This is a genomic window from Pseudooceanicola batsensis HTCC2597 (assembly GCF_000152725.1).
GTDB lineage: Bacteria > Pseudomonadota > Alphaproteobacteria > Rhodobacterales > Rhodobacteraceae > Pseudooceanicola > Pseudooceanicola batsensis.
In genome coordinates this window covers 235,892-247,780 of sequence record NZ_AAMO01000008.1, presented here as the reverse complement: position 1 = coordinate 247,780, position 11,889 = coordinate 235,892, and the positions used below count along the sequence as shown (strand labels likewise).

Annotated in this window: 10 protein-coding genes; 8 read left to right on the top strand and 2 right to left on the bottom strand. The window is 67.6% G+C overall.

Features of this window, described 5'->3' with window-relative positions; all coding sequences use genetic code 11:
• Nucleotides 1-13 precede the first annotated feature (13 nt).
• Genes OB2597_RS02475 through OB2597_RS02455 form a run of 5 tightly spaced genes read left to right on the top strand, consistent with a single transcriptional unit; the run spans nucleotide 14 to nucleotide 5,468 of the window.
• A complete protein-coding gene (locus tag OB2597_RS02475; protein ID WP_009803933.1) occupies nucleotides 14-1,036 on the top strand; it encodes a DctP family TRAP transporter solute-binding subunit in 1,023 nt (340 codons plus the stop codon).
• Between the two features lie 58 nt (nucleotides 1,037-1,094).
• Nucleotides 1,095-1,610 (top strand): TRAP transporter small permease, encoded by a 516-nt coding sequence (locus tag OB2597_RS02470; protein ID WP_009803932.1) that lies wholly within the window; start codon nucleotides 1,095-1,097, stop codon nucleotides 1,608-1,610.
• Between the two features lie 17 nt (nucleotides 1,611-1,627).
• Nucleotides 1,628-2,926, top strand: a complete 1,299-nt coding sequence (locus OB2597_RS02465; protein ID WP_009803931.1) for a TRAP transporter large permease — start codon at nucleotides 1,628-1,630, stop codon at nucleotides 2,924-2,926.
• A gap of 15 nt (nucleotides 2,927-2,941) precedes the next feature.
• Nucleotides 2,942-4,675, top strand: coding sequence for a thiamine pyrophosphate-binding protein (locus OB2597_RS02460; protein ID WP_009803930.1), 1,734 nt, complete (start codon nucleotides 2,942-2,944; stop codon nucleotides 4,673-4,675).
• Nucleotides 4,668-5,468 (top strand): hypothetical protein, encoded by an 801-nt coding sequence (locus OB2597_RS02455; protein ID WP_009803929.1) that lies wholly within the window; start codon nucleotides 4,668-4,670, stop codon nucleotides 5,466-5,468. Before OB2597_RS02460 ends, OB2597_RS02455 begins: the two co-directional genes overlap by 8 nt.
• Nucleotides 5,469-5,613: 145 nt before the next feature.
• Here OB2597_RS02455 and OB2597_RS02450 read toward each other — a convergent pair whose 3' ends face one another.
• Nucleotides 5,614-6,945, bottom strand: coding sequence for an aspartate aminotransferase family protein (locus tag OB2597_RS02450; protein ID WP_009803928.1), 1,332 nt, complete (start codon nucleotides 6,943-6,945; stop codon nucleotides 5,614-5,616).
• 116 nt (nucleotides 6,946-7,061) lie between these two features.
• Between OB2597_RS02450 and OB2597_RS02445 the strand changes: the two genes are divergently transcribed.
• From OB2597_RS02445 to OB2597_RS02435, 3 genes are all read left to right on the top strand, one after another.
• Nucleotides 7,062-8,021 (top strand): TAXI family TRAP transporter solute-binding subunit, encoded by a 960-nt coding sequence (locus OB2597_RS02445; protein ID WP_009803927.1) that lies wholly within the window; start codon nucleotides 7,062-7,064, stop codon nucleotides 8,019-8,021.
• Nucleotides 8,022-8,175: 154 nt separating this feature from the next.
• Nucleotides 8,176-10,806 carry a TRAP transporter permease gene (locus tag OB2597_RS02440; protein ID WP_009803926.1) on the top strand — a complete coding sequence of 877 codons (2,631 nt, stop codon included), beginning with the start codon at nucleotides 8,176-8,178 and terminating at the stop codon, nucleotides 10,804-10,806.
• A 10-nt stretch (nucleotides 10,807-10,816) separates the two neighbouring features.
• Nucleotides 10,817-11,242 carry a universal stress protein gene (locus OB2597_RS02435; protein ID WP_009803925.1) on the top strand — a complete coding sequence of 142 codons (426 nt, stop codon included), beginning with the start codon at nucleotides 10,817-10,819 and terminating at the stop codon, nucleotides 11,240-11,242.
• A 155-nt stretch (nucleotides 11,243-11,397) separates the two neighbouring features.
• Here OB2597_RS02435 and OB2597_RS02430 read toward each other — a convergent pair whose 3' ends face one another.
• Nucleotides 11,398-11,868, bottom strand: coding sequence for a CoxG family protein (locus tag OB2597_RS02430; protein WP_009803924.1), 471 nt, complete (start codon nucleotides 11,866-11,868; stop codon nucleotides 11,398-11,400).
• Between the last annotated feature and the right edge of the window lie 21 nt (nucleotides 11,869-11,889).

Here is an 11,889-nt window from a genome sequence, read left to right as displayed (position 1 = left end):
AGGAAGACACAAGATGAATATGGTCAAGACGCTCATGGCAGCGGCAGCCGCAGCGGCCACGCTCGGCATCGCGCCCCTGCAGGCACAGGACTACAAGGAGGAATACCGCGTCTCGACCGTGGTGCCGGCGCCGTTCCCCTGGGGGATCGCCGCCGAACGCTGGGTCGAACTCGTCGCGGACCGTACCGACGGCCGGATCAACATGAAGGTCTATCCCGGCGTCCAACTCGTGCAGGGCGACCAGACGCGCGAATTTACCGCGATGCGCCGCGGCATCATCGACATGGCTGTCGGCTCGACGATCAACTGGTCGCCGCAGGTGAAAGAGCTCAACCTCTTCTCCATGCCGTTCCTGATGCCCGACTACGCCGCGCTCGACGCGTTGACGCAGGGACCGGTCGGAGACCGGATCTTCGAGATCCTCCGCGAAAACGGCGTCGTGCCGCTGGCATGGGCCGAAAACGGCTTCCGCGAGGTGACCAATTCGCAGCGCGAGATCCGCACGCCCGCCGACATGGAAGGGCTGAAGATGCGGGTGGTCGGCTCGCCGATCTACAACGACATGTTCACCGCCATGGGGGCCAACCCCACGCAGATGAGCTGGGCCGACGCGCAGCCCGCGCTGACCACCGGCGCCGTCGATGGCCAGGAGAACCCGCTGACCATCTACTCGGTGCTTAACATGCATGAGCTCGGGCAGGACAACGTGACCCTCTGGCACTACGTCGCCGACCCGCTGATCTTCGCCGTCAACCAGGAGGTCTGGGACAGCTTCACCGCCGAGGACCAGGAGATCCTCAAGCAGGCGGCGATCGAAGCGGGCGCGCACGGCATCGACGTCGCGCGCGAAGGGCTGACCGACGGCGACGAGAGCCTTCTCGATGACATCCGCTCGAAAGGCGTCAACGTCGTCAGCCTCACCGAAGAAGAGCGGCAGGCCTTCGTCGACATCACCCGCCCGGTCTACGAGAAATGGACCGACACCATCGGCGCGGATCTCGTGAAGATGGCCGAGGAATCGATCGCGAACCGCTGAAACCGTTCCGGGGCGGCCGCGCATCGCCGGCCGCCCCGTCCCCGAGCAGGAGTTCCCCATGAGCGCGCATGACCCCGAGGATCCCGGTATCACGGATACCGGCGCCGACCACGCCCGCGTTCCGGTGCGGATCGAAGAGGCCCTGGGAGCGGCGGCGCTGGCAGCCATCTGTCTGATTTCGCTTGCCAATGTCGTGGTACGCTATGCCACCAACGTCTCTTTCGCCTTCACCGAGGAATTCTCGGTCTTCCTGCTGGTCTTCATGACCTTCGTCGGGGCCTCGGCGGCCTTCGCGACGAACGAACACATTCGCATCACCTTCTTCGTGGAGCGCTTTCCCCGGCGGCTGCGCTGGCTGGCCGAGGTGGTGACCCTTGCCGTGACCACCGCGATGTTCTCGATGATCGTCTGGTACGGCGGTCGGGTCACCTACGACGAATGGTACTGGGGCGAGACTTCGCCGGGGCTGGGCAATCCGGTCTGGCTCTACACGATCTGGCTGCCCCTGCTGTCGGTGGCGATCATCCTCCGCGTGCTGGGCCGCGGCTGGGCCAAACTCTTCCGCCCGGGCTGAACGGACAGGACACGCACATGGATCCCAATCTGCTTCTCCTTCTGAGCTTTGCCGGCCTGATGCTGATCGGCACGCCAATCGCGGTCGCCCTGGGCTTTGCCGGCGCGGTCGGCATCCTGGCCGGGCTCGACCTGACCGCCCTGGGCATGATCGGCCCCAACACCTACGCGGCCATCGCGAAATATCCGCTGATCGCGATCCCGCTCTTCATCCTGACCGGCATGGTCTTCGAACGCTCCGGCGTCGCCGCGCGCCTGGTCGAATTCGCCCAGGCGATCATCGGCCCGCGTCGCGGCGGGCTGGCGCTGGTGGCTGTCCTCGTCTGCCTGATCATGGGGGGCATGTCCGGGTCCGGCCCGGCGGACGCCGCCGCGGTGGTCACGGTGATGCTGCCCTCGATGCTGAAGGCGGGCTATCCCCGCGGCTTCACCGCGAGCGTCGTGGCCGCCTCCTCCTCGACCGCGATCCTGATCCCGCCTTCGGTGGCGATGATCGTCTATTCGGTGATCGTCCCGGGCATGGACCTGCGTGCGCTCTTTGCCGCCGGGATGGTGCCGGGCCTGTTGGTGGGGCTGGCCGTCGCCGTGCCCGCGCTCCTTCTCAGCCGCAAGCACAACTTCGGCATCGACGAAGACCCGAACCGCCCGCCCTTCTGGGCCAGCTTTCGCCGCGCGATCCCCGGCCTGATGGCCCCGGTCATCATTCTCGGCGGACTGCGGTCGGGCCTCTTCACCCCGACCGAGACGGCCGTGGTCGCCGTCACCTACGGGTTGATCGTGGGCGTGTTCCTCTACCGGACCATGGGGCTGCGCGAAATCTATACCGTGCTCGCCACCAGCGCAAAGATCTCCGGCGTGGTGATGGTCATCATCTCGCTTGCCGGTCTCTTCGCATGGGCGGGATCCACCATGGGCGCATTCGATGCCACGACCGCCGCGCTCCTGTCCGTCTCGGACAACGAATGGGTGATCCTGATCTTCCTGATGATCGTCCTGATCCTGGCGGGCATGGTGCTGGACGGGGTGTCCATCTACCTGATCGCGGTGCCGCTGCTGGTCCCTATCGTGCAGGCCTTCGAATGGTCCTTCGTCTGGTTCGGGGTGATCATGGCCATGCTCGTCGCCATGGGCCAGTTCACGCCCCCGGTGGCGGTCAATCTCATGGTCGCCTCCAAGATCGCCGACACGCCGCTCGAAAGCACCTTCCGCTGGGTCGGCTGGCTGCTTCTCGGCATGCTGGTGGCGCTCGGACTGGTCGTCATCTTCCCTGAACTCTCGCTCTGGCTGCCGCGGGTTCTGGGCTATCGCATCAACTGACTTGAAGAGGGCACTATGAACCAGCAATTCCAGAACGAGATGACCGGAGGCGAGGCGCTGGCCCGGATGCTTCAGGCCCACAACACGGGTCCGATCTTCGGCATGGGCGGTTTCCAGCTCCTTCCCTTCTACGACGCCGCCCGCCGGCTGGGACTGAACCACAACCTCATCAACGACGAACGCTGCGGCGTCTTCGCTGCCGACGCCTACGCCAAGGTCACGGGGCGCGTCGGCGTGGTGGACGCGACGCTCGGGCCCGGCGCGACCAACCTCGTCACCGGCCTGGTCGAGGCGCTCAACGCCGGCAGCCCGCTGGTGGCCATCGTCGGGGACTCGCACCGCGCCCATTCGTGGAAGAACATGACCCAGGAGGCGCGGCAGGCCGAAATCCTGCGCCCCGCCGTCAAGGAACTGCTCCGCGCCGAGAGTGTCTCGCGCATCCCCGAACTCGTGCGGCGCGCCTTCACCGTCGCGACCACGGGCCGCCCCGGTCCCGTCGCGCTGGTCATCCCCGAGGACGTGGCCCATGGCACGCACGGCTTCTCGGACGAGGATCTCGTGGCGGTCGGCCGTTACGAGGCCGCGCCCGCCCTGCGCACCCGGCCCGATTCCGAAGGCCTCGCCCAGGCGGCCGACATGCTGGCGGCGGCGGAAAAGCCCCTGATCCTCGCGGGGGGCGGCATCCACCTGTCGCGGGCAGCGGCGGAACTCCAGGCCTTCGCCGAGGCACAGAACATCCCCGTCGCACATACCATGAGCGGCAAGGGGGCGGTCGCCTGCACAAGCCCCGTCTCCGCCGGCCTCTTCGGGCGCTACGACCGGATCGCCAACGACATGATCGCCGAAAGCGACTGCCTTCTGGTGATCGGGTGCAAGCTCGGCGAGATCGCCACCAAGCGCTACACCGTTCCCGCGCCCGGCAAGACGGTGATCCACCTCGACTGCGTCGCCGAGGAGATCGGGCGCACCTACCTGCCCAGCCTTCCGCTCTGGGGCGACGCGCGCGAGGGGATACGGGATCTCGCCTCTGCCCTCCGGGACCGCGAGGTGCCGCAAGCGCGGCAGGACTGGGTGGACGATCTGGGGCGCCGGATGGACGCCTGGCGCGAAAAGGCACGCGAACGGCTGGAAAGCGAAGAGATCCCGGTTTCCATGGGCCGACTGATGGGGGAACTCAACAAGAGCCTGCCGTCCGACGCAATCCTCATCGCCGACGGCGGATTCGCGGCGCACTGGGGCGGACTGCTTTACGATCAGCCCCAGGCCGGGCGCGGCTTCGTGCCCGACCGCGGCTTCGCCTCGATCGGCTACGGCCTCCCGGGGGCCATCGGAGCGCGGCTTGGCGCGCCCGATCGCGCCGTGGTCGCCCTGACCGGGGACGGCGGGTTCAACATGGTGCTGGGCGAGCTCGAGACCGCGCGGCGCATGGGTCTCGCGGTGACCATCATCGTGGTCAACAACGCCGCCTCGGGCTACGTCAAAGCCCTTCAGCACCTGATGTACGGCGAAGGCGCGTACCAGTCCAGCGACCTCGCCGAGACGAATTACGCCGCCGCCGCCGAAGCCCTGGGATGCCGCGGGATCCGCGTCGAGAAACCCGACCAGCTGGCCGATGCCCTGTCGCAAGCGCTGAAAGAGCCGGGCCGCCCGACCGTTCTGGACGTCGTGGTGACCCGCGACCCGGGCAAGATGCTGCCGGCGGCCGACAGCCGTGCCGCCCAGGTCAAGAAAGGCGACCGGATTGCCTGATCCGGACGGCCCGGTCCTTGCCGACAGCGTGACCCGGCTGGGGCCGGACGCGGCCGGCCGGGTGGTGGTCTCCGGTTCGCACGGCGGCACCTACGCCACCTGGCTGGCCTGCAGATCGGGATGTCGCGCGGTGATCCTGCACGATGCGGGCGTCGGGCTGGACGAGGCCGGGATCGGCGGCCTTGCCTGGCTGGAAAGGCTGGGCCTGGCCGCCGCCGCGGTCGACCACGCCAGCGCACCGATCGGACAGGCGGAACGGATGCTCGACCGGGGCCGCATCTCGCACGCCAATGCCCAGGCCGCCGCCTGCGGGCTCCGCCCGGGAATGCCCTGCCGCGAGGCGGCGCGGCGTCTCGCGGCCGCCCCCGAGCGCCACGGCCCCTGCCCCGAGGTCGCCGAGGCGCGCGACGTCCTTCACCTGCCGGCGGCCCGCCGCCCCCTGGTCCTGATCGACTCGGCCAGCCTCGTGCGACCGGAGGACGAGGGCGCGGTGATCGTCACCGGCTCGCACGGCGCGCTCTTCGGCACCGACCCGCGGAACGCGCTGAAGGTCGACGCCCGCCTCGCGCTCTTCAACGACGCGGGCGGCGGGCCGGGCACGGGCCGGCTTGCCCCGCTCGAACAACGCGGCATCGCGGCCGCGACGGTCGCGGCCAACAGCGCCCGCATCGGCGATGCGCGCTCGAGCTGGCAGGACGGTGTGGTCTCGGCCGCCAACCGGCCGGCGCGCGATCTCGGCGCCCGACCCGGCCTGCCGGCCTCGGACCTCGTGGCGCGTTTTCTCGATATGTGAAGGGCACGGCGCCCGCCGGTTATCCAGGTGCGGTACGACGTCTTCGGCCGGACCTCGATCCCCCGTCCCCGTGTCGCCGACAACCCAGCGGTTGCAGCGCGAAGCCCTCGCCCGTGGTCGCAAGACGCGACGGCGCCGCGCCCGCTCAGCCGTTCAGCGCGGGAACGGCTCCGAACGCGGCCGAAAGCTTGTCGACCAGCTCTTCGATGTGGTGGTCGCTCACGATGAACGGCGGCGCGATCAGGACGTGGTCGCCCCTCTTGCCGTCCACCGTGCCGCCGCTGGGATAGCAGATCAGCCCCTTGTCGAAGGCCGCCGCCTTGACCGCGGCATGGACCTTGAGCCCGGGATCCAGCGGTTCCTTGGTGTCGCGGTCCGCCACGAGTTCGAGCCCCAGAAACAGCCCCCTGCCCCGGATGTCGCCGACATGCGGATGCTGTCCGAAACGGTCCTCGAGCGCGGCGCGCAGCCGGTCGCCGGCGGGTGCGACCCGGTTCAGCACCCGGTCGTCCACCAGCCGCTCCAGCACGGCGAGGCCGGCGGCGCAGGCGACCGGGTGTCCGACATAGGTGTGACCGTGCTGAAAGGAGCCGCTGCCCTTCGCCACGGCCTCGTGAATATGGCCGCTGCACATCATGGCGCCGATCGGCTGGTAACCGGCGCCCAGCCCCTTGGCGATGCAGAGGATGTCCGGGCTCACCCCCTCCTGCTCGCAGGCGAAAAGCGTGCCGGTCCGCCCCATGCCGCACATCACCTCGTCCAGGATCATCAGGATCCCGTATCGGTCGCACAACTCGCGGATGGCACGGAAATAGCCGGGCACCGCCGGCACCGCGCCAAGGGTCGCGCCCACCACCGGCTCGGCCACGAACGCCATGACCGTCTCGGCGCCGAGCGCCTGGATCCGCGCCTCGATCTCCGCCACCAGCCGGTCGCGATAGGCGTCGGCCGTCTCTCCCGCCTCCTGCCCGCGGTAGGCATGGCAGGGCGCCACATGCGACGTCTCCATCAGCAGCGGAGCGAACGGCGCGCGCCGCCAGGCATTGCCGCCCGTGGCCAGCGCGCCGAGCGTGTTGCCATGATAGGACTGCCGCCGCGCAATGATCCGGCTGCGCCCCTCTTCGCCGATCTCCAGGTAATACTGCCGCGCCAGTTTCAGCGCGGCCTCCATCGCCTCGGACCCGCCCGAGACGAAATAGACCTTGTCCAGCTCTCCGGGTGCGAGCGTGCAGAGCCGGTCCGCCAGCGCCTCGGCCGGGTCGGAGGTGAAGAAGCCGGTATGCGCAAAGGCAACTTTCTCAAGCTGGTCGCGGATCGCCCCGGCCACGTGCGCATCGCCGTGACCAAGGCAGGACACCGCCGCGCCCCCGGACCCGTCGAGATAGGATTTCCCTGTTTCATCAAACAGGTAACACCCCTCCCCGTGCGAGACGCGCGGCGGATGCGAGCGGGAGTTTCTGGCGAATACATGCGACATGCCCGGCCCCGTCCGACTGCCTGTTTTCCGGGCAGCACTTGCCCAATCCGATTCTGCACAGTCTACTTGCAGTATCGACTCAAATGGTCGCGATTGGAATTACAGGGAGAATTGAAATGAAACACAGCATCTTTGCCGCAGCGGCCGCTCTCGGCATCGGGATCGGCGGAGCCGCCGGCGCGCAGGAGTTCATCTCGATCGGCACCGGCGGCGTGACCGGCGTCTATTATCCGACCGGCGGCGCCATCTGCCGTCTCGTGAACAAGTCCCGCAAGGAACACGGGATCCGCTGCGCCGTGGAATCGACCGGCGGCTCGGTCTACAACATCAACACGATCAAGGCCGGAGAGCTCGAATTCGGCGTGGCCCAGTCCGACTGGCAGTACCACGCCTACAACGGCACCTCGAAGTTCTCGGACAACCCCTTCCCCGAGATCCGCGCCGTCTTTTCGGTCCATCCCGAACCCTTCACCCTGCTCGCCCGCAGCGATTCCGGCATCGAGAGCTTCGAAGACCTCGCCGGCAAGCGCGTGAATGTCGGCAACCCCGGTTCGGGCCAGCGCGCCACGATGGAAGTCGTGATGGAAGCCTTCGGCATCTCCATGTCCGATTTCGCCCTGGCGACCGAATACAAGGGCTCGGAAATGGCGCAGCAGCTCTGCGACGGCAATATCGACGCGATGATCTACACCGTCGGCCACCCCGCCGCCGCCATCCAGGAGGCGACCACCACCTGCGACGTCGACCTGATCGACGTGAAGGGCGAGCCGATCGACCAGCTGGTCGGCGACAACCCCTACTACCGCGTCGCCACGATCCCCGGCGGCATGTACGAGGGCAATGACGAGGACACCACGACCTTCGGCGTCGGGGCGACCTTCGTGACCCGTGCCGACATCCCCGAGGACACGGTCTATGTCGTCGCCAAGGCGGTGATGGAGAACATCTCGGACTTCCAGCAGCTTCACCCGGCCTTCGCCAATCTCGAACCCGAGCAGATGGTCAAGGACGGGCTCAGCGCCCCGCTGCATCCGGGCGCCGAACGGGCCTACAAGGAACTCGGCCTGATGGACTGACCGGACGACGGGGCGGCGGCGGGCAACCGGCCGCCGCCTTCGCCTCTCGATCCCGGACAGGGCGCCGGCCCCCGAGGGCCGGACCGCCGCCAGAACAAGACGCAGGGGTTCGCAAAGACCCCGAATGACAACAACAGACAGGGGGACGAAAGGGATGGTGGATCAGCCTTCGACCGACCGCACGGCCGACGACATGGTGGCCGAGGCCGATACCGGCGCACGCAATCCCGCCGCCAGGTGGCAGGCGCAGCTCATCATCGGGACCTGCATCGCCTGGTCGCTCTTCCAGCTCTACATCGCGTCGCAGCTGCCCGCGTTCCTCGGGCAGGCGACCGGCATCGGGCTTTTCGCCAATATCGTCGCGCAGGCGCGTTTCGTGCACCTCGCCTTCGCGATCATGCTGGCGACGCTGGCCTTTCCGCTGACCTCCTCGGCCCCCAAGGACCGCATCCCCGCCTACGACTGGGCCCTCGTGGTGCTGGGCGTCGCCGCCTGTCTCTATCTCGTGGTCTTCCGCTTCGAGATCGCCGGCCGCCCGGGGCTCTGGAGCACCTCCGACATCGTCATGTCCTGCATCGGCATGACGGTGCTGATGATCTCGGTCTACCGTTCGCTGGGGCTGCCGCTGGTGATCATCGCCTCCTGCTTCATCGCCTTCGCCTTCTTCGGCGGCTACTCGGAATGGGCGCGCAACATCACCAACTACGGCGGCGCCTCTCTCTCCAAGGCGCTCGGCCACTACTGGATGCAGACAGAAGGCGTCTTCGGCGTGGCGCTCGGCGTCTCGACGACGATGATCTTCCTCTTCGTGCTGTTCGGGGCCCTGCTCGACCGCGCGGGCGGCGGCAACTGGTTCATCAAGGTCGCCATCGCGCTTCTCGGCGCCCTGCGCGGCGGGCCGGCCAAGGCCTCGGTGCTCAGTTCGATGATGACCGGGATGATCTCGGGCTCGTCCATCGCCAACACCGTGACCACCGGCACCTTCACCATCCCCCTGATGAAGCGGATCGGCTTTCCGGCCGAAAAGGCCGGCGCGGTCGAGGTCGCATCCTCAACCAACGGCCAGCTCACCCCGCCCGTGATGGGGGCCGCGGCCTTCCTCATGGTCGAATACGTCAACATTCCCTATATCGACGTGGTCAAGCACGCCTTTCTGCCGGCCGTGATCTCCTACATCGCGCTGCTCTACATCGTGCATCTGGAAAGCCTCAAGATGGGGCTGAAGGGGCTCGAGAAGCCGGGCCGGCGGATCGGGGTCATCATGATCCTGATCCTGTTCCTGTCGGGCTTCATCCTGCTCGGCATCCTGTCCTTCCTGATGATCGGTCTGCGGGCGCTCCTCGACCCGATCATGGGCGACTCGGTCTATGCCGCCGTGGCGCTGGTCGCGGTGCTCTACATCTTCCTGCTCTCGGTCGCCGCGCGCTATCCCGAGCTCGAGACCGACACCGGCACCGACGGCCCGCCGGTTGCGCCGCGCCTGACGCCCACGCTGATCGCCGGGCTCTATTTCGCCATTCCGATCTTCATCCTGGTCTGGAACCTGATGGTGCGGACAGAGAACCTCGACCGGCTCTCTCCTGCCCTCTCAGCCTTCTGGGCCACGATCTTCATGATCATCATCGCGCTGACGCACCGACCCATCAAGGCGATGTTCCGCGGCAGGAACGCGGGCGATGAATTCCGCGCCGGCTGGGGCGATTTCGTCAACGGCCTGATCCTCGGGGCACGCAACATGATCGGCATCGGCGTCGCCACCGGGGCCGCCGGCATCATCGTCGGGACGATCAGCCTCACCGGCGCGCATCAGGTCATCGGCCAGGTGATCGAGGTCATCTCGGGCGGCAACCTGATCATCCTGCTCGTCCTCGTCGCGGTCCTGTCGCTGATCCTCGGGATGGGGCTGCCGACGACGGCCAACTACATCGTCGTCTCCTCGCTCATGGCGCCGGTGATCATCTCGGTCGGGGCGCAGGCGGGTCTGATCGTGCCGCTGATCGCGGTCCACATGTTCGTGTTCTACTTCGGCATCCTCGCCGACGACACGCCACCCGTCGGCCTTGCCGCCTATGCCGCCGCCGCCATCAGCCGCGGCGACCCGATCAAGACGGGCGTGCAGGGTTTCGCCTATGACATCCGCACGGCTCTCCTGCCCTTCCTCTTCATCTTCAACACCGACCTGCTGCTGATCGACGTCGGCCTGTTCAAGGCGATCTTCGTCTTCTTCATCGCCCTGCTCGCCATGCTGCTTTTCGCCGCCGCGACGCAGGGCTATTTCATCGCCAGATCGAAATGGTGGGAAACCGTGGCGCTGCTGCTCATCGCCTTCATGCTGTTCCGGCCGGGCTTCTTCCTCGACCAGGTGTCGGAGCGCTATGCCCGCGCCAGCGGACCCGAAGCGATCGAGTTGATGGCCACCGCCGCGGACGGCGAGGACGTCAGGCTGACCATCGAAGGCCCCGATTTCGACACCGGCGAGACCCGGCCCACCACGATCGTCGTGCCGGGCGTCTCGGGCGACGCGATGGCCGCACTCGAGGATCAGGGGCTGACCGTCATGGAGGAAGGCGACCGACTGCTTCTGGAAGAACCCTTCCCCGGCACGCCGCATTTCGAATCCATCGGCATCGAATACGACTATTACGCCGACAGTCCGGTGGTGATCCGTTCGGTCGCGGTCGAGAACGAGAGGATGCCGAAAGAGCTGTTCTTCATTCCGGCCCTGATCCTGCTGGCCGGCGTCGTGCTGCTCCAGCGCCGCCGCGCCACGCAGCCCGCCTTCTGAGGAGACCGCCATGTTCAACAAGATCCTTCTCGCCGTCGACATCAACGACGACGCGGGCGCGCAGCGTGCCGCCGATCACGGCCTGGAACTCGCCCGCATGTGCGGCGCCGAGCTTCACGTGCTGAACGTGGTTCCGGACATGGGCTTCAACCTCGTCGGATCGGCCTTCGGCCCGGAACATGCGAAACAGGTCCGGACCGAGACCGAAACCGCCCTCCGCACCTGGGCCGAGGGCGCGATGCCGGGGGCCGGGATCGCCGGGCTTCACGTCTCGCAGGGGACGGTCTACGACCAGATCATCCGCAAGGCCGACAAGCTGGGCGCCGATGCCATCGTCGTCGGCGCGCACCGGCCCGAATTGCGCGACTACCTCGTCGGTCCCAATGCCGCCCGCGTGGTGCGCCACGCGAAACAGGCGGTGCTGGTGGTCCGCTAGGGCTGCACGCCCCTCAGATGTGCCGGTCCGGATCCATGCTCTGGTGCAGCACGCGCACTGCGCCAGCGCACCCGTCGCGAACCGTCCGCCGAACGATCGGCTAAGGCCTTCATGACCTGGCCGTGACACGCACTAGCAGGCTCCGGACCCTGCGTTCAGTCCTCCAGCGAAGGGGCGACGGGACGCGCTCCCTCCAGCTCGGTCTTGAAGCGCTCGAAGAACTGATCCGCCATCTTCCTGGCAAAGCCGTCGATGATGCGCGAGCCGAGCTGGGCGATCTTGCCCCCCACCTTCGCATCGACCGCGTAGGTCAGTTCCGTGCCCTCGGGGTGGTCGGCCAGTGTGACCGTTGCCGCGCCCCTGGCAAAGCCCGCCGCGCCGCCCTTGCCCTCGCCCACGAGGCGCAGCGAGGTGCCGGGCAAGACATCCTCGATCGTGACGGCCCCCTTGAAGCGGGCCTTCACCGGTCCGACCTTCTGCACCACCACGGCCTCGAACCCGTCCTCCGCCGAACCCGTCACGTCCTCGGCGCCGGGGATGCAGGCCCTGAGCATCTCGGGCTTCAGGATCCCCTCGAACACGGTCTCACGCGGGGCGGCGATGATGCGGCTGTCTTGCATTTCCATGGCTGGTCTTCCTGCTGGTTG